We start from the raw sequence: 18249 nt of genomic DNA, 5'->3' as shown, positions 1-18249 counted from the left end.
CCTCGCAAAACGCCTCAAAGCATGAACATAAAGTGCGCCCCTTAGGCCGGCTGTCGCTCAAGGCTCAACTTCGGGCAAACCCCGAATCAGGCCGCCAGACCACACACGGTCTTGGAGCTTTCCCAACTGCTGAGCGCCTGACTCAAATCCACACCCCGGCGCATGGCGGTCATCTCGGCCACGATGCTCATGGCAATTTCGGGCGGTGTCAGTGCCCCCAGATTGAGGCCCACCGGGCCCCGAAGTTGCGCGGCTTCGGCCTCAGACACTTCAAATTCGAGCAGGCGCTTGCGGCGCTGCGCATTGTTGTGACGCGAGCCCAATGCGCCCACATAAAACGCGGGCGTGCGCAACGCTTCCATCAAGGCCAGATCGTCGAGCTTGGGATCGTGCGTCACCGCCACCACAGCGCTGTTGTGGTCCAGGCGCATGGCCAGCACCAGGTCATCGGGCATTTGTGTGGACAGGGTCACACCGGCCATGGCATCCCACCCCTCGTGGTATTCAGCACGCGGCTCGCACACGGTGACCTGGTAGTCCAACATCACCGCCATGGCGGCCAAATAGCGCGACAACTGCCCCCCGCCAATGATCAGCAAACGCAGGCGAGGGCCATGCACGGTGGTCAGGCTTTGCCCATCAAACAGCAACTTGTCGCCTTCGGTGGCCGCCCCCATGCGCACCATGCCGGTGGCCATGTCCATGCGGCGCTCGACGCGTTGGTGTTGTTCGATCAGCACCAGCAATTCGCGCAATTGCGACTGGGCCGACAGCGGCTCCAGCACCACCTGCACAGAGCCGCCACAGGGCAGACCGAAGCGGCGCACTTCTTCGGCCGTTTGACCGTAGGTGGTGGTGTCGGGCAAGCGCAGCGCCAACTCGCCAGCGGCCACGCGGCGGATCAAATCGTCTTCGATGCAGCCACCCGAGACGGATCCGGCCACTTGGCCATCGTCACGGATGATCATCAGCGAACCTGGCGGGCGCGGGGCCGAACCCCAAGTGCGCACCACCGTGCCCATGACCACGCGGTGGCCCCGGTTTTGCCAGTCGAGGGCGGTGCGGATCACGTCGATGTCGATGCTGTTCATGTGTGTCTCCGTTATGAATGCGCCATCAGGGTGAGCCCGATGGGTGCCAGTTTTGTGCGCTCAGCCGACGGCGGTGGGCGCTGGCCAGCGCCTTGCGCCAGGCGCCCTGCAGAATTTGCACAGCCGCCAAGACCCCCAACAGGGCCAAAGCCGACTGCATGGCCAGCGGGCCTTGCCAAGGACTGAGCACACCCACCCAAGCCAGCAAGCCTGGCCCCAGCAAAAGCGCCAAGCCGCGTTGCACCCCTGGCGCACAGCGCACAGCAGCGCCGGGCGGCATGCGGTGACGGCCCAGATGCACAGCCCAGGCCAACGAGGGCAGCAACATGGCCAAAACGCCATGGACGCCACTGTCACCCAAGAACATCACCGGGCCCAACACCAAACAAGCCAAACCGATGAAGCGCAGACGCTCGTGCGCTGCAGCAGCGTCTGCAGGCCCCCACCAGCGCGTGAGCACAGCCACCAAAGCGGGCAAGCCTGCCATCAACACCAAATGGGATGAGGCCATCGACTCGAGTGACCAATTCAAACCTGCACACCAGCCATTGCCCAACCACAGACTGCCCATCATCAACCCCATCGCCGACCCCGGCAGCACCTGCGGCAAAGTGGCTTGGACACCCCGGCACAGTCCCGGCGGCCAGGCCGCGCTGCGGTCGCGCGCATGCAAAACGGCCGCACACAGCGCCAGCATTGCACTCACCCCCAAAGGGGCCAACAAGGTGCTGCCCGGCATGCGCCAGACCCCGTACGCCAAAGCCGCCGCCACCACCGGGTGCCATGCCACCGGGCCCAAAGTGAAGGTGCTGGTCTGGCTGCGGGTCTCGATCAGGCCGCACCACACCCCCCACACCACAGCCACCGCCAGCAAGCCCGCATGGGCTGCATGGTGGTCTGACAAAAAATCAGGCCACCAAACACCCCAAGCGCTGAGCAAGCCCAACAGCCCCATCCAGGCCGAGCCCGACTCCAAGGCCCACGCACGGCCACGGCTGAACAGCCGTGCTGCCCACCACAGTGCCACCGCCAACACGCCGCTGGCCAGCGACCAGCCCAAGCGCATGCCCTGCTCGCCCAGCCACAGCCAAGCGAGCAAGAGCACCGTCCAATGCGCCACCTCACTGGCATGAACCCATGCACCTTGTCGAGTCCGTGGAACATGTCGGGTGTCAGACATGTGCGTACCCATGCAATTGGTCGGAACCACCGGCCGCGTGCACGCTCACATTGAAGGACACGATCACCCGCTCGGCCTCGCCGTGGTAGGGCATGGCCTGGTGCGCCAGCCACGAGGGGAACACCACCAACTGACCCGGCACCGGCGCGATGTCCAGGTGCGCATTTTGCAAATAGGCGTTGCCAAAATCCATGGCCGCGCCGCCCAGCCGGTTGAAGTGTGGACCATAGAACCGTGTCACCCCATTGGCCGCGCCCAGCACCGGATGCTGGCAGCGCTGCTCAGGCGGATCGACTTGCAGGCAATACACGCCCGACCACGAACAGTTGCCGTGCGTGTGCACATCGTGGTGGCTGCCTTGGCTGGACAGCTGGAACCAAATGCCGCGCAGCGCGATCTGAAAACCCGGTTTGGCCTCGGGCCAAGCGCCTTGGTTGGCCAGCACCACGGTCTGGCGCACACTGTCCACGATGAAGCGCACCAGCTGCTCCCACTCGGGCAGGCGAATGCGTTGCAGCAAATCGTCACGGCTGGCGTAAAAGGCTTTGGGCGCCGCCCCGGACTGAGCGACATCCGTGGCCCGCATGGTCTGAAACACGCGCACCAACACGTCGTTGACCGCCTCGGCTTGCGCAAACCGGTGCACGCCAATGGGCGTGTGCCACAGCGTGTGGAGCGGGTCGGGCTGGATCATGGCGGTGCCTGCCGGAGTCAAGCGGCGATGCACAAATCGGCTGGCCACTTGAGCCGGTGGCCTGTGCGTGCGGCCAGCGCCTCGATGTCTTCGAGGGTGTCCACATCGGTCCGGTAGCGGGCGTTGGGCGTGGCCCACGGGTGCACTTGCTCGGGGTTGGCCGACTGCCACTGGCGGCAACCCACATGGGCGGCACCCGCCAAAATTTGGTCGCGCACCTCGGTGCTGAACATGACCGGGTTGCCCGGCAAACCGTCCACCGTGGGTTGCACCACTTGCGCGCCAGCGGGGCGTTTTTTGTAGGCACCGATCAGGTCATTGATGTCTTGAGAATTGATCAGCGGCTGGTCAGCCAAGGCCACCAGCACCGCGTCCAATTTGGGCGAGAGGGCCTGCAAGCCCAAACGCAAGGAGGAAATCTGGCCCGCATCCGGATCGGGATTGCGCACCAAAGTCACCGGAAACTCTTTGACCGCCTCTTCAATGCGATCGGCGTAGTGGCCCAGCACCACCACCACTTCATCCACCCCCGCGCCCGACAGGGCGATCAACTGGCGGCGGATCAATGGCACGCCCCCCAATTCGAGCAGACTTTTAGGGCGGTTGCCCATGCGCGAGCCTGCGCCTGCCGCCAACAACACCGCGCCCACCGTGACGCGGCTGTACAAGCCCCCGCCACCTTTGAGAATGCAACCCATGTTCAGCCTCCGCAGCAAGAAGATTTGGCCGATGCTGGCACAGCCACCCTGGCCGATGCTGGCTCGGCTGTCCGAGCTGGGACGGCATCGGACGCCAGGGCAGCGGCTTGGCCCGCCGTCGCTTGGGACCCACCGCAGCAAGTGCCGGCAGCGACCGGCGCAAGGGCCTGGGACTTGGCAAGCTCCTTGGGCTCGATGGCCGCAGTGGTCGCGCAGCAAGAAGACGACGCAGCGTCAGATGCAGATGCAGATGCAGCAAGGGTTGAAGGCGCCATGGACGGTGGCAAAGCAGCCCAAGCCCCAGTGGCCTGGGTCGCCACCGGCTCCCGCCCACGCCGTGCCGCCACCACCGAAGTCAGCACCGACAGCGCAATTTCTTCGGGCGTTTGCGCGCCGATGAATTCACCCGCCGGCGCCACGATGCGGGCCACGGCCGCGGGGTCTTCACCGCTGGTCACCAAGGTGTCGAGCAACACGGCCGCTTTGCGGGCACTGGCGACAAACCACAGGCCTTGCGGCTGCAAGGCGAGTGCGGCTTTGAGGCCTTGCAGGTCGCGGCGGCCTTGCGTGGCCACCACCACGAAGGGCGAATCCAAACGCGCGCTGACAGCAGCGACATCGTCGCTGTCCAGCACCTTGTCGGCATCGGGAAAATCGGCGGCCTGCGCGCCCTGCGCCACCAGCGCCACGCGCAAACCCACGCGAGGGGCCAAGCCCACCAACGCACGGGCCACAGGCGAGTCGCCCACCACGGTCAAGGTGGCACTGGGCATGACCGGGTCAATGAACAATTCGAGCGTGCCGCCGGAGTGGCAGGCCATGCCAAATTCGAGCACATCGCCCAGATCGCGCTCGGCGCTTTCGTCCGAGGGGGCAATGCGTATCTTGCGCGGCTGGCCGTCGAGCAAAGCACGGCGCACCGTTTTGATGACGGCAGGCTGGGCGCAGCCACCGCCGATCCAGCCGTGGATCTGGCCATCGGGCGTGACCACTGCCTTGTCGCCCGCTTTGCCCGAGGTGGGCGCTTGGGCACTGAGCACCGTGACCAGCGCAAAGGGCTGGTCGGCGGCTTGCAAGCGGGCGGCTTGGCTGATCCATTCGTTGCGGTTCATGGCGCTTTCCTTGTCGTCGTTTTTCAATGGCATGTGCTGTCCACGTGCTTCAGTGCAGCACGTGGCGGGCTGCGGCCAAGTCGGCCAAAGTGGCCAGCGGCACGAAGCGTTCAATCATGGCACGCGCGCGCTGCAAAGCCCCGGCCGCAGGCACCTGGCGCGTGGGGTGAAACCAAGTGATGCGTGCACCACGTGCGCGCACTTCCTGCAGGGCTACGCGCAAGAGCTCCGGCCCATCGGTGTCAAAGCCGTCCGAGAACACCCACACACGGGCACCCCGGTTGAGCTGCGCGCGCGCATGGTGTCGGGCAAAGTCTTGCAGGCTCGCGGCAATGCGCGTGCCGCCGCCAAAACCAGCGGTGACGGCATTGATTTTTTCCTGAATCGCAGGCGTGTCGCGGTGCATGTAGGGCGTGACCTCGGCCAGACGGGTGTGAAACACAAACACCCGCGCATCGCCTTCCAGCGCAAAGGCGCGCGCTACGCGCAAGAACAGTGCCGCGTGTGACTCCATCGAGCGGCTCACATCGGCCAGGATGAACAGGCGCGGGGGTTCCACGCGTTTGACTTTCCAGGCCGGTTGCAACAACTCACCGCCCCAACCCACGCTGCGGCGCAGGGTCTGACGCAGATCCAGCCGCTGACCCCGTGGGGCCACGCGCCAGCGGCGGGTGGCGCGGGGCTGCAGTTTGGCCGTGATCTGACGGGCCAAGCTTTGCAAGGCACTGAGTTCTTGCGGCATCCACATTTGGCCATCGCGCTGGTGCAAGGCTTCGGCACGGCTGGCACCGCCTTGGGCGCGAGGCACGCCAGCATCGCTTTGTGCAGGCGGGTTGGACGCCATGTCGCCTGCGGTTTGTGGTGCTGCGCTTTGGCCGGCCTGGCTGGCCGGTTGCTGGGTCGCCTGCATCTCGTCGTGCATGGCTTGTACGCTTTGGCGCAGGTGGCGGCTGGGCCGGGTCTGGCCACTGACTTTGACGCCACCGCGCAATTTCTCGGGGTGCCAAAAGCGCTCGTACACATCGGCCCACAACTGCCATTCGCGCTGGCTGTGACAGGCAATGGCACGCCAAGCAGCTTGCAATGGACGCTCGTGCAAGGGGCCGAGATACAGCATCGCCTGCAGCATGGCTTGTTGCTCGGCCACGCCCACCGTGAGACCATGTTCACGCAAAAGCGCAGCAAAACCGGCCAGACGCACTGTCGGCGTGCTGCTGTCGGTGGCGGCGTCCTGGGCACTCATGCCGCCACTTTGGCCTGCTCGTTGGCATTCTCAGCCACGCCCACGCTGCGTCGGCCTTCGACCAGCTGACGCAGGCGGTCAGGACCCATCACAAAGCGGTCTTCCCGGGTCTTGAGCAAGCAGCCCAGGGTGCCCAGCACGGCCGACATGTCTTCGGGCAATTGGCTGTGGCGCAGCTGGAACAGCGCACGCACCCAGTCGAGCGTCTCAGCAATGCCGGGGATCTTCGCCAGGTCTTCGCGGCGCAGGCGCTGCACGAACTGCACCGCGTCTTCGACCAAGCGGGTGTCGGCCTCGGGCAAAGCGGTTTTGACGATGGCGATCTCGCGCGCCAGCGTCGGGTAATCGAGGTAGTGGTACAGGCAGCGGCGGCGCAGCGCATCGGACAGCTCACGCGTGCCATTGCTCGTCAAAATCACCTGCGGAATGTGGGTGGCGCGGATGGTGCCGATCTCAGGCACGGTGATTTGGTACTCGGCCAGCACTTCGAGCAAGAAGGCTTCAAAGGCTTCATCGGCACGGTCGATCTCGTCGATCAAGAGCACACAGGGGCCGGTCTGGCTGATGGCGCGCAGCAAAGGGCGCTCGAGCAAATAGTCGCGGCTGAACACATCGGATTCGCGCACACGGCCAGCGCCATCTTGGGCAGCTTCGCTCATGCGGATGGCCATCAACTGGCGGCCGTAGTTCCATTCGTAAGCGGCTTGCGCCAAGTCCAGGCCTTCAAAGCATTGCAGGCGCACCAGGGTGGCGTTTTGTGATTGGGCCAAGGCCGTGGCCAAGGCGGTTTTGCCCACGCCCGCGTCGCCTTCGAGCAACAAGGGGCGCTGCAAGGCCGACGCCAGCCACACGGTGGTGGCCAGGTCGGCATCGGCCAGATAACCCGAACGCTGCAGCCGCTCGCGCAGCAAGCGCTCTTGCTCGGCGGGAGAGGGTGCGGTGGCGCTCAGGTCTGGCATCGTCATGCTCAGGCTTTCTTGCCGACCAAGCCGCCGAACCAGCTCTTGAGCAAAGCCCAAAAGATGGCCAGGCCATTGATCTCACGGGCCACCACGGGGGCGGCAGGCGCGGCCGCCGGCGCTGCAGCCTCGGCACCCGAAGCCACCGGCGCAGCGGCAGGCGAGCCTTCTGCCGCAGGCAAGGTCAGCGCGGTCTGGCGGAAGTTCTCGACGAACTGCGCCAGCAGCATGTCGGACACCTGCACCATCATGCGGCCGCCAAACTGCGCGAACTTGCCGTTCACGATCACCGACGCTTGGCCGTTCAACACGCAATGCGCGGGGTTGGCCGGGTCGGCGGTGATGATCGCGGTCAGGTCCATCGAGGCGGACGAGCCGCCCTTGTCAGCGCCCTTGCCACGCAAGACCATTTTGCGCTCAGCAGGCACAGATTCGACCACGTCCACCGTGCCGCCGAACTGGGCCACAGCCGGGCCCACTTTGACCTTGACGCCGCCCTTGAACGAGGTCTCGGACAGCTGCTCGGTGATCTCCGCTCCGGGCATGCAGTTGGCGGTGGCTTTGAGGTCGGTCAGCAGGGCCCAAGCCCGTGCCGCATCCACATCCAGTGGGTATTGTTTGTCGAGTTTGACTTCCATGGTGGTTCCTGATTACAAAGCGGCGCCATGCTCGCGCAAGGCTTTCCAAGTACGGAAAGCGTTGTGCGGCATGTCCAAGTGCGTGACACCGAGGTGCGAGAAGGCGTCGACCACCGCCGATGTGAAGGTCGGGATCGAGCCGACGTGGGGTGACTCGGCCACGCCCTTGGCGCCCAGCGGGTGGTGCGGCGAAGGCGTCACGGTGTGGTCGGTTTCCCAGTGTGGGGTTTCCACGAAGGTGGGCAAGAAGTAGTCCATCAAGGTGTTGCCCAACAAGTTGCCCTGTGCATCAAAGGGCATTTGCTGGCCCATGGCCACGGCAAAACCTTCGGTCAGGCCGCCATGGATCTGGCCGTCAATGATCATCGGGTTGATGCGGGTGCCGCAGTCGTCCAGCGCATAAAAGCGGCGGATTTTGGTCTCGCCCGTGGCGCGGTCGATGTCGACCACACACAGGTAGATGCCGAAGGGGAAGGTGAAGTTCGGTGGGTCGTAGTAATGCACGGCCTCCAAACCTGGCTCCAGGCCGTCTGGTGGCTGGTGGTAGGCCTGCCATGCCACATCGGCCATGGTTTTGAACTTGCTGTCGTCGCCCTTGACCTTGAAGCGGTCCACTTCCCAGTCGAGATCGTTCTCGTTGACTTCGAGCATGTGGGCCGCAATCTTGCGCGCTTTCGCGTGGATCTTGCGGGCGGCCAAAGCGATGGCGGCCCCGGCCACAGGCGTGGAGCGCGAGCCGTAAGTGCCCAGGCCATAAGGCGCGGTGGAGGTGTCGCCTTCTTCGACCTGAATCACTTCAGACGGAATCCCCAGCTCGGTGGCGATGATCTGCGCGTAAGTGGTCTGGTGGCCCTGGCCTTGCGTGATGGTGCCCATGCGGGCGATGGCGCTGCCGGTGGGGTGGATGCGGATTTCGCAGGAATCGAACATGCCCACGCCCAAGATGTCGCACATCTTAGAGGGGCCTGCACCCACCACTTCGGTGAAGGTCACCAAACCAATGCCCATCAGCGTGGGGCTGTTGGGGTCGGCGCGTTTGGCCGCTTGCTCGGCGCGCAGGCCTTTGTAGTCCACGGCTTCGAGCACTTTGTCCAAAGCGGTTTGGTAGTCGCCCGAGTCGTATTCAAAACCGAAGGCGCTGGTGTAGGGGAACTGCTCTTTCTTGACGAAGTTCTTGGCCCGGATCTCGGCCTTGTCCATGCCCAGCTTTTGCGCCAGCACGTCGACCATGCGCTCGATCAGGTACACCGCTTCGGTCACGCGGAAGGAGCAGCGGTAAGCCACGCCACCGGGGGCCTTGTTGGTGTAGACACCCTTGACGCTCGCGTGCGCCGCAGGAATGTCGTAACTGCCTGAGACGATGTGGAACATGCCCGCAGGGAATTTGGTCGGATCGGCGCAGGCGTCGAAGGCGCCGTGGTCGGCCACCACGTTCACGCGCAGGCCAGTGATCTTACCGTCGGCGGTGGCGGCCAGTTCGCCGTCCATGTGGTAGTCACGGGCGAAGGCGGTGGACGAGATGTTTTCAATGCGGTCTTCGACCCACTTGACGGGGCGACCCAGCACGATAGAAGCCACGATGGCGCACACATAACCGGGGTAGATGCCGACCTTGTTGCCAAAGCCGCCACCGATGTCGGGGCTGACGATGCGCACTTTGGATTCGGGGATGCCCGAGAGCATGGAGACCACAGTGCGCACCACGTGCGGCGCTTGCGAGGTGATGAAGGTGGTCAGGTCGCCCTTGATCGGGTCAAAGGAGGCCACGCAGCCGCAGGTCTCCAGCGGGCAAGGGTGCACGCGGGGGTAGTACATGTGCTGCGACACGGTGACTTCGGCCTTGTCAAACGCAGCATCGGCAGCCGACTTGTCACCTGCATCCCAGGTGAAGATGTGGTTGTGGTGGTCGCGCTTGCCGTGGGCACCCTCGGTCTTGCCCGCCAGGTCGTCACGGATCACAGGCGCATCGGGTTGCAAAGCCGCGTAGGGGTCCATCACGACCGGCAGTTCTTCGTACTCGACTTCCACGGCTTCGACCGCGTCAGCCGCAATGTAGCGGTCATCGGCAATCACAATGGCCACTTCCTGCATCTGGAAGTGGACTTTCTGGTCGGCCAGCACGGCGGCCACGTCGCCCGCCAGGGTGGGCATCCAGTGCAGCTTGAGGGGCTTCAAGTCGTCGGCGGTCAGGACGGCGTGGACGCCTGGGATGGCCAGCGCAGCTTCCTTGTTGATCTTGACGATGCGGCCGTGGGCAATCGGGCTGCGCACGATGTCCATGTGCAGCATGCCGGGCATCTTGATGTCGTCCACGTAGTTGCCCTTGCCCTGGATGAAGCGGGCGTCTTCTTTGCGCAGGCGCGATGCGCCCATGCCAGCCAACGCAATTTCGCGGGCTTCAGCGGTTTGTACCGGTGCGTTCATGTGTGTCTCCGATCAAATGGGGTGGCGCATCAAGCCGCAACGGGCTCTTGCAGTTTCTTGGCGGCGTACTGGACGGCTTTGACGATGTTCTGGTAACCGGTGCAGCGGCACAGGTTGCCGGCCATGCCGTGGCGGATCTCGTCTTCGCTGGGGTTGGGGTTCTCCTGCAAAAAGCGGTAGGCGCGCATCAGCATGCCGGGGGTGCAAAATCCGCACTGCAAGCCGTGCTCTTTGTAAAAACCTTCTTGCACGGCGTGCAGCACGCCCTTGTTGGCCAGGCCTTCGACAGTGAGCACTTCCGAGCCATCGCACTGCACCGCCAGGTGCGTGCAGGACTTGACCGATTGGCCATCGACATCGACAGTGCAAGCGCCGCAGTGGCTGGTCTCGCAGCCGATGTGGGCACCGGTCAGGTTGAGTTCTTCGCGCAAGAAGTGGATCAGCAGGGTGCGCGGCTCCACGGCTTTTTCTTCTTTTTTGCCGTTGACGGATACGGTGACGAGTTTTTTGGACATGGTTTTATTTCCTTGTGTTTCAGACGCAACGTGACCAAGCTTTGTTCAAGGCGCGTTTGACCATGGCGCCGGCCATGGCGGTCTTGTATTCCACGTCGCCACGCAGGTCTTCGGCGGGATCGCAGGCGGCGATGGCGGCCTCCACGGCGGCTTGCACGTTGTCGGCGTTGAAGGGTTTGTTCAGCAAGGCGGCTTCCGCAGCCTCCACACGCAACGCGGCCGGGGCCACGTTGGTCAGGGCCACACGCACGTGGCTGACTTGGTCGCCCGATTTGCGCATCACCACGGCACAGCCGGCCGTCGCCCAGTCGCCGGTCTTGCGCTTGAGTTTTTCGTAGGCGTAGCCGGTGCCCGCTGCAAATGCGGGCACGCGGATTTCACACATGACTTCGTTTTCTTCGAGCTGCGTCATGTAGGTGCCCAAGAAAAAGCCGTCCGCCGCCACGGTGCGGCGACCCTTCGGGCCTTCGAGCACAAAGGAGGCATCTATCACGATGGACAGCGCAGGGTGATCGTTGCCGGGGTCGCCGTGGGCGATGTCGCCGCCAATGGTGCCGCGGTTGCGCACCTGGGGGTCGGCGATCAGCTTGGCCGCCTCGCACAGCAGGGGCACTTTGGCTTGCAAAAGCGGCGAGTTGATCAGCTCGTTTTCCACCGTCATGGCCCCAATGACCACGGTACCGCCTTCTTCGCGGATGCCCTTGAGTTCGGGAATGCGGTTGATGTCGATCAGGTGCTCGGGCGCTGCAAATCGCAGCTTCATCATGGGCAGCAGGCTGTGACCGCCGGCCAGCAGCTTGGCGTCAGAGCCCAATTGGCCGAGCAAAGCAACCGCTTCGCCGACGGTTTTGGGCGCGTGGTATTCAAAACGCGGTGGAATCATCAAGGGTCTCCTGAGTTTTGTGAAAACAGTTCACAAGTATTGGGGAGAGTCCTTTTCCGACTATCCAGTCGGGTTTTATCCAATTTCGTCGCTTAATGGCCAATTTGTTGCACGAAATGCACTTTATAGAGCACGAAATGCATTGATCAGACTTTCGTCGCCTCGCAATCAGGGAATGTCCAAGGTGCCGCCAGGTCCAGTGAATACCCTCGGTTTGGCCACCGGAAACCCGCCATACACCCCGTGATGGGCGCTTGATGGCGCGGGGAGATCGCCCCCAGGCGCTCGCGTCCAGAGCGCGACTCAGCCCAAACCCAGGGCTTCGCGCAGACGGGTCACTTCGCCCCTAGCGACGGGCACGGCTTGGGTGTTTTTGCCTTTGAGCACGATGTGGGTTTTGCTGCCCTCACGCCCCAAAGATTGGACCGCTTGCAAGTTGACAATGAAACAGCGGTGCACGCGCATGAACTGTGCCGGATCCAGGCGAAGCGCCAGATCGCCGATGCTCAGATTGCAAAAGTGGTAGCCCTCGCGGGTCAACACCCGGGTGTAGTGGGCTTGCGACTCCAGACTGAGCACATCGGCGGTGTCCACAAACAAGACCTTGTGATCGGCCACCATCGGAATGCGGGACAAACGCATGTTGTGGGCGGGTGCCTGAACCGCAGGCATGTCTTGGCTGACGACTTGCGTCACGTCGTAGAACACCAGGGCAAAACCCGTGGTCTCGCCTTGGGCATCGCCCAGGCGGCTGACCTTGATCAGCAGCACCTGCTCGGGGATGTTGATGATCATCGTCATCGGCACCGCATTGGCCATGGGGCAACCGGAGGCCTCATCAAGCAAAAAATTGACCTTGGGTTTGGAGCGCTCGGGGTGAAACGACGTGACCAGTTTGTTGAAGGGTTGCTTCTCGTCCACCGGCAAAACCCGGCGCGCATAGTCATTCATGGCCAGCACATTGCGCTGGGCATCCAAATGGATGACCCCGGCCTCGAACTTTTCAAACAAGTACAGGCTGGGATTGGCGGTGGTTGGGGCATCCATGGTCGGGTCTCTTTCGCCGCCTGATCGACGACTTTCAGTGTGAGCCCAAGCCACCCGTGATTCAAGGCCACGAGGCAACTTGGATGCCCCAGACTGTACCAACGATTGGCCAAAGGGTTGCGCGGGCCAGGCGTGGCCAGTCCCAGCCAAAACCGCTACAGTCTTTTCTTTTGAGCCGCCCCGAGGAGTCTCCCCCCATGAATGCCCCCTTGCACCGCGAAATGCCCGATGGCCTGCTCGACAGCGCCCGCGCCCTGAACGACGTGACCCAAGCCTGGGACAGCACCATCCTGCCCGAGTTGAAGAATTACATCGAAATTCCCGCCAAGTCACCGGCATTCGATGCCGATTGGGCCGCGCACGGCCACATCGAATCGGTGCTGCGCCGCGCCGCCCAATGGGTCGAAGCGCAAAAGGTGGCAGGCCTCACGCTCGAGATCATCCAGTTGCCCGGTCGCACGCCAGTCATGTTCTTTGAAGTGGCCGCCACCCGCGCGGCCAGCGAGGGGTCGGGCCAGACGGTGCTGATGTACGGTCACTTGGACAAACAACCCGAGTTCAACGGCTGGCGCAACGACCTCGGACCCTGGACCCCGGTGTACGAAGACGGCAAACTCTATGGCCGGGGCGGCGCGGACGACGGTTATGCGGTTTACGCCAGCATTGCGGCGGTGCAAGCGCTCAAGAGTCAAAACACGCCCCACCCGCGCATCGTCGGCCTGATCGAGACTTGCGAAGAGTCGGGCTCGTACGACCTGCTGCCTTATGTGGACGCCTTGCGCACCCGCATGGGCGATGTGGGTCTGGTGATTTGTCTGGACAGCGGCGCGGGCAATTACGACCAACTGTGGCTGACCACCAGCCTGCGCGGCATGGCCAGCGGCACGCTCAAGGTGCAAATCCTGACCGAAGGCATCCATTCGGGCGACGCATCGGGCCTGGTGCCCTCGAGTTTTCGCATCATGCGCCAGGTGCTGGACCGGCTGGAGGACAGCGCCACTGGCCGCTTGCTGCCCGCGAGTTTCCATTGCGAAGTGCCCACCGAGCGCTTGGCGCAAGCAAAGGCCACGGCGGCCATTTTGGGCGACGAGGTCTACAAGCGCTTCCCTTGGGCGCACTACGACTGCGGTGGCTCCACCAGCTTTGCACTGCCCACCACCACCGACCCGACCCAAGCCCTGCTCAACCGCACCTGGACACCCACACTGAGCGTGACCGGTGCGGAGGGCTTTCCGGCCCTGAAAGATGCTGGCAATGTGCTCAGGCCTTACACCGCCTTCAAACTCAGCTTGCGCCTGCCCCCGCTGGTGGATGCTGCGCAAGCCGTGGCCGAGATGAAAGCTTTGCTCGAAGACAACGCGCCCTACCAGGCCAAAGTCACGTTCGAAAGCGGCGGCGGTGCGACGGGTTGGAACGCCCCAGACACCTTGCCTTGGTTCGAGCAGGCGCTCAACGCCTCCAGTCAAGCGCACTTTGGCACAGGCGTGGGCTACATCGGCCAGGGCGGCACCATCCCGCTGATGAACATGCTCAGCGCCGGTTTCCCCCAAGCCCAAATGATGGTCTGCGGCGTGCTCGGCCCCAAGAGCAACGCACACGGTCCGAACGAATTTTTGCACGTGCCCTATGCCAAAAAACTCACGGCAGCGGTGGCCGAAGTGATGGCGAGGATGCCTTGATGAACGTGATCGCACGCCCGTCTTTGCCACGCCCCCAAGTATCCGGCTTGCAAGGCGAGGCAGGGCCGCTGGCCTTGTACGACTGGGCCATGCCGGCACACCCGCCCTTGGGCACGGTGCTTTTGGTGCACGGCTTGGGCGAACACGCCGGGCGCTACGGCGAAGTGGCCGCACATTTGCAGCAGTGGGGATTTGCGGTACGCGCTTATGACCAACAAGGCCACGGCCAGTCCGAGGGCCCACGCGGTGCCATGCTGCGCCCCGGCAGTTTGCAGGCCGATCTGTGCCGGGTGATCGACGACACCCGGCAGCGGCCAGCCTTGGTGGGCACACCACTCATCTTGCTGGGCCACAGCATGGGGGGCTTGGTGGTGGCCCGCACACTGGCCGAACAACTGCGCCCCGTCGAGGCGGCGGTCCTGTCTTCCCCTGCACTGGGCGCCTTCCCCAATCTGTTTCAGAAAATGCTGCTGGCCACAGTGCCCAAAGTGCTGCCACACCTGCGGGTGGACAATGGTTTGAAAGCCGACTTCGTGTCACGCGATCCGGACGTGGTGAAAGCCTACAAAGCCGATGCACGGGTACATCGCCGCATCTCCACAAGCTTGGCCGCCTGGATTTTGGACAACGGCGAGAAAACCTTGCACGATGCGGCTCAGTGGCAAGTGCCGACCTTGGTGCTCTACGCAGGGCAAGACAAGCTGGTCAACGCGCAGGCCACCGCAGACTTTGTGGACGCCGCGCCACAGGCCGTGGTTCAAGCCCAGTGTTTTGAGGCCATGTACCACGAGATTTTCAACGACCTCTACCGCGCTCAGGTGTTCACCGCGCTCCAGCGCTGGCTGCTGGCACGCTTTTCTGTTGGATCACCATCCACACCAGCGCCATGCCAGTCAGGGTCACAGGCAACAAGGAGCCGATGTTCAGCCACGTCCAACCCTGTGTGGTGACCAAGGCGCCTGACGCGAACGAAGTCACCGCCATGGTGGCGAACACCAAGAAATTGATCGCCGCCTGGCCCCGGTCTTTTTCAGCAGGTGTCCAAGCCTTCATGGCCAACGTGGTGCTGCCGGTGAACAGGAAATTCCAACCCAGCCCCAGCAAGAACAGCGAGATGAGGAACTGGTGCAGCTCAACACCAGAGAGTGCGATGGCGATGCACGCGAAATTGATAACCACACCCACCGCCATGATCTGCAAGGTGCCGAATTTTTTGATCAAGTGGCCTGTGAAAAACCCCGGCGCGAACATGCCGATCACATGCCACTCCAGCACCAACGCCGCATCGTCAAAACTGAAGCCACACACCTGCATGGCCAGCGGGGTGGCCGCCATCAGCAGGTTCATCACACCATAGCCCAAAGCCGCGGCAGCAGCGGCCACGATGAACACCGGCTGGCGCATGATTTCTGACAATGGGCGCCCCACGCTGTCGCCCGGCTTTTTGGCGGGCACCGCTGGAAAGCGAATGAAGTTCATACACACCATGGCCAAAATCGCCACCAAACCGAGCGCCATGTAGGCACCCAAAAACGGCACCTCGTACAAAGTACGGGTGCGCGAGGCGAGGTTGGGGCCCACGATGGCGCCGATCAAACCACCCGCCAACACCAGTGAGACGGCTTTTTCCTTGAAACCATCCGCCGCCAACTCGGCCGCTGCAAAACGGTACAACTGGCCATTGGCACTGTAGTAACCCGCTATGACTGTGGCCGCCACCAGCAGCCAAAAGTTGTGGCTCCATGCGGCATAGGCGGCCAGCAGTGCCGACAAGAACGCCACCATCAGCCCCAACTGGAACGACACTTTGCGCCCCCAGCGCGACTGGCTCTTGGCCACCAAGCCGGTTGACAGTGCACCGCCCACCACATAGCCCATGACCGGCAAAGTCGCCATCCAACCCAAAGGGGCCATGGACAAACCCACCAAGCCGTTGATGGCAATGAAGGTGACGTTGTTCGTGAAGAACAGCCCTTGGCAGAGGGTGAGGAGGATCAGGTTAGGGTTCATCAAGGGCAGTGTATCGCCAGTCGCTTATGAATTGATGTCGCCTCGGCGCACTGCCCGCGACGAAGCTTCGTGGTCCACCACCCATCGCCCACCACCCATCGCCCGCAGGCTTCAGGCGCAAATGGCCAACACCGCCAAGGGGGCGGTTTCGGCCCGCAGCACGCGCGGGCCCAATGTGATGGGCGTGAACCCGGCGGCCAAGGCAACAGCTTCTTCGCTGGGGCTGAGGCCCCCTTCGGGGCCGCTGAGCACGGTGACGGGGCCGCTGCCGGTCATGGCCGACAGGGCTTGCGTGCCTTCTGACAAAGACAACACCCAGCGTTCGCCGGCGTCGGCCCGTGCCAACCACGCTTTGAGCGTGAGCGCCGCGTGCACCGTGGGCACTCGGTTGCGCCCGCACTGCTCGGCCGCGGCCACGGCAACACCTTGCCAGTGCGCCAGCTTTTTGTCGGCGCGTTCGCCTTTGAGCTTGAGCACACTGCGTTCAGCCACCACGGGGGTGATGCTGGCCACGCCCAGCTCGGTGGCTTTTTCAACCAACCAGTCCATGCGCTCGTTGGCCGTGATGCCCACCAGCAGATGCACTGGGCGAGCCGCCTCGCGCTCGATCGGGTGGTGTGCACCCACCTCGACATCGACATCACTGCGGCCCATGCGGGTGACGGTGGCGTCAAATTCGCCACCCTCACCGTTGAACAAAGTGATCACATCGCCCGGCTGCAGACGCAGCACCTGCACATGGCGGGCCGCGCCAGCGGGCAGGCTGAGCGGCAGGCCTGGGGCCAAAGGGGTGGGGCAGTAAAAGCGCGGCATGCTCACATGCGCCCGTAAGCAAAACCGACTTCGGGTGTGGTGCCTTCGATCTCGTCAATCAATTTGAGCAAGGGGCCCAGCTCCCGGTAACGGTCACAGGCCTTGCGGATGTAGTCGAGGAAACGCGGCGCATCGGCCAGGTATTTGGGTTTGCCATCGCGCAAGGTGAGTCGGGCAAAGATGCCCGCCACCTTCAGGTGACGCTGCAGGCCCATCCACTCAACAGCGCGGTAGAACGCACCAAAGTCGCTGTGCCAGTCTTCAAAGTCCATCAGGCCCGCTTTGCGGGCTTTTTCCCAATAACGGATGGTGATGTCCAGCACAAAGTCTTCGTCCCAGGTCAAAAACGCATCGCGCATCAGACTGGCGATGTCGTAGCTGATGGGGCCGTAGACCGCATCCTGGAAGTCCAGCACACCCAGCTGTGCATTGCTGCCAAAAGGCATCATCAGGTTGCGCGGCATGAAGTCGCGGTGCACATACACACTGGGTGCGGCCAAATTGCGTTGCACGATCAGGGCAAAAGCCTTGTCGAGCACCTCGCGCTGAGTGCCTTGCAATTGCACACCCCGGTGCTGGGCCAAATACCAATCGGGGAACAGACTCAGTTCACGGTTCAGCAAAGCGGCGTCATAGGGCGGCAACACGCTGGGGCGCGAGGCCAACTGCCACTGCACCAGAACGTCCACGGCCTGCATGTACAGGCCGTGGTTGGCTTGGGGGCGCTCGGCGTCAATGGCCGACATCATGGTGGCATCACCCAGATCGCTCAACAACATGAAGCCGTGGGCCTGGTGCCAATCGCGCACTTCGGGTGCATTCAGGCCCGCGGATGTCATCAAGGCGGCGATGCGCACAAAGGGCTCGCAATTTTCCTTTGTAGGCGGCGCGTCCATGACGATGCAGCTGCCGCCTTGCCTTGTGTCCACCCGCAGGTAGCGGCGAAAGCTGGCGTCGGCCGAGGCAATCCGCAGGGTTTCAGGCACCAGTCCGTGCGCCTGGGCCACGCGGGCCATCCATGCCGTGAACAAGCTCTGCCGTTCTGGGTCCGACCAAGGAACAGCCTCAACGAGAACAGACAAGGGTGCCGACACTGCTGTCGACGGGAGAATGGGGGAGGAAGAAGGGTGGCTCATGGATAATCGCATTCTACAAAGCCTGTTGCAGCCTTCCTGTGCGGGAGACAGGCTGACTCTTTCGTAACTTCCCCCATTTTGTGCCCTCTCTTTTCGCATTTTTTCGTTGGTCGATAAGCCGTTCAAC

At 63.2% G+C, this 18249-nt stretch carries 16 protein-coding genes and 1 pseudogene; 2 read left to right on the top strand and 15 right to left on the bottom strand.

Annotation, left to right across the window (positions count from 1 at the left end; translation table 11 throughout):
* Positions 1-86: 86 nt before the first annotated feature.
* From ACHEXK_RS15400 to ACHEXK_RS15345, 12 genes are all read right to left on the bottom strand, one after another.
* Positions 87-1091 (bottom strand): XdhC family protein, encoded by a 1005-nt coding sequence (locus tag ACHEXK_RS15400; protein WP_416547182.1) that lies wholly within the window; start codon positions 1089-1091, stop codon positions 87-89.
* Between the two features lie 25 nt (positions 1092-1116).
* Entirely contained in the window at positions 1117-2271 is a 1155-nt protein-coding gene (locus ACHEXK_RS15395) for a hypothetical protein (RefSeq protein WP_416547181.1), read from the bottom strand.
* Entirely contained in the window at positions 2264-2965 is a 702-nt protein-coding gene (locus ACHEXK_RS15390; RefSeq protein ID WP_416547180.1) for a TIGR02466 family protein, read from the bottom strand. The genes ACHEXK_RS15395 and ACHEXK_RS15390 overlap by 8 nt, the downstream gene beginning before the upstream one ends.
* Before the next feature lie 17 nt (positions 2966-2982).
* Positions 2983-3663 carry a nucleotidyltransferase family protein gene (locus ACHEXK_RS15385; RefSeq protein ID WP_416547179.1) on the bottom strand — a complete coding sequence of 227 codons (681 nt, stop codon included), beginning with the start codon at positions 3661-3663 and terminating at the stop codon, positions 2983-2985.
* Between the two features lie 2 nt (positions 3664-3665).
* The gene (locus ACHEXK_RS15380) at positions 3666-4808 is read right to left on the bottom strand and encodes an XdhC family protein (protein ID WP_416547178.1); all 1143 of its coding nucleotides are present in this window, start codon (positions 4806-4808) and stop codon (positions 3666-3668) included.
* 16 nt (positions 4809-4824) lie between these two features.
* Positions 4825-6018 (bottom strand): vWA domain-containing protein, encoded by a 1194-nt coding sequence (locus ACHEXK_RS15375; protein WP_416547177.1) that lies wholly within the window; start codon positions 6016-6018, stop codon positions 4825-4827.
* On the bottom strand, positions 6015-6977 hold the full coding sequence (locus tag ACHEXK_RS15370) for an AAA family ATPase (protein ID WP_416548972.1): 963 nt from the start codon (positions 6975-6977) through the stop codon (positions 6015-6017). Before ACHEXK_RS15370 ends, ACHEXK_RS15375 begins: the two co-directional genes overlap by 4 nt.
* Before the next feature lie 8 nt (positions 6978-6985).
* Entirely contained in the window at positions 6986-7615 is a 630-nt protein-coding gene (locus ACHEXK_RS15365) for a CoxG family protein (RefSeq protein WP_416547176.1), read from the bottom strand.
* Between the two features lie 12 nt (positions 7616-7627).
* The gene (locus tag ACHEXK_RS15360) at positions 7628-10039 is read right to left on the bottom strand and encodes an aerobic carbon-monoxide dehydrogenase large subunit (RefSeq protein ID WP_416547175.1); all 2412 of its coding nucleotides are present in this window, start codon (positions 10037-10039) and stop codon (positions 7628-7630) included.
* 29 nt (positions 10040-10068) lie between these two features.
* Entirely contained in the window at positions 10069-10554 is a 486-nt protein-coding gene (locus ACHEXK_RS15355; RefSeq protein ID WP_416547174.1) for a (2Fe-2S)-binding protein, read from the bottom strand.
* 19 nt (positions 10555-10573) lie between these two features.
* On the bottom strand, positions 10574-11437 hold the full coding sequence (locus tag ACHEXK_RS15350; RefSeq protein ID WP_416547173.1) for an FAD binding domain-containing protein: 864 nt from the start codon (positions 11435-11437) through the stop codon (positions 10574-10576).
* A gap of 303 nt (positions 11438-11740) precedes the next feature.
* Positions 11741-12484 (bottom strand): LytTR family transcriptional regulator DNA-binding domain-containing protein, encoded by a 744-nt coding sequence (locus ACHEXK_RS15345; protein ID WP_416547172.1) that lies wholly within the window; start codon positions 12482-12484, stop codon positions 11741-11743.
* 197 nt (positions 12485-12681) lie between these two features.
* Here ACHEXK_RS15345 and ACHEXK_RS15340 point away from each other — a divergent pair, with 197 nt between their 5' ends.
* Together ACHEXK_RS15340 and ACHEXK_RS15335 are read left to right on the top strand one after the other, a co-directional pair.
* Entirely contained in the window at positions 12682-14163 is a 1482-nt protein-coding gene (locus ACHEXK_RS15340) for a M20 family metallopeptidase (RefSeq protein ID WP_416547171.1), read from the top strand.
* A pseudogene (locus ACHEXK_RS15335) lies at positions 14163-15023 on the top strand (lysophospholipase); the annotation flags it as partial. The gene ACHEXK_RS15340 and the pseudogene ACHEXK_RS15335, both read left to right, overlap by 1 nt.
* Here ACHEXK_RS15335 and ACHEXK_RS15330 read toward each other — a convergent pair.
* The 3 genes from ACHEXK_RS15330 to ACHEXK_RS15320 all read right to left on the bottom strand — a co-directional run bounded on the left by ACHEXK_RS15330 (position 14986) and on the right by ACHEXK_RS15320 (position 18122).
* Entirely contained in the window at positions 14986-16173 is a 1188-nt protein-coding gene (locus tag ACHEXK_RS15330; RefSeq protein ID WP_416547170.1) for an MFS transporter, read from the bottom strand. The pseudogene ACHEXK_RS15335 and the gene ACHEXK_RS15330 overlap by 38 nt on opposite strands.
* Before the next feature lie 111 nt (positions 16174-16284).
* Positions 16285-16986 (bottom strand): 16S rRNA (uracil(1498)-N(3))-methyltransferase, encoded by a 702-nt coding sequence (locus ACHEXK_RS15325; protein WP_416547169.1) that lies wholly within the window; start codon positions 16984-16986, stop codon positions 16285-16287.
* Between the two features lie 2 nt (positions 16987-16988).
* Complete coding sequence (locus ACHEXK_RS15320; RefSeq protein WP_416547168.1) at positions 16989-18122, bottom strand: aminoglycoside phosphotransferase family protein; 1134 nt, start codon at positions 18120-18122, stop codon at positions 16989-16991.
* Positions 18123-18249 lie beyond the last annotated feature (127 nt).

Origin of the sequence: Limnohabitans sp. DCL3 (assembly GCF_048019295.1) — a bacterium.
Taxonomy (GTDB): Bacteria; Pseudomonadota; Gammaproteobacteria; order Burkholderiales; family Burkholderiaceae_C; genus Limnohabitans_A.
Note: the sequence above shows the minus strand (reverse complement) of the source record. Positions and strands in the feature narration are given on the sequence as shown.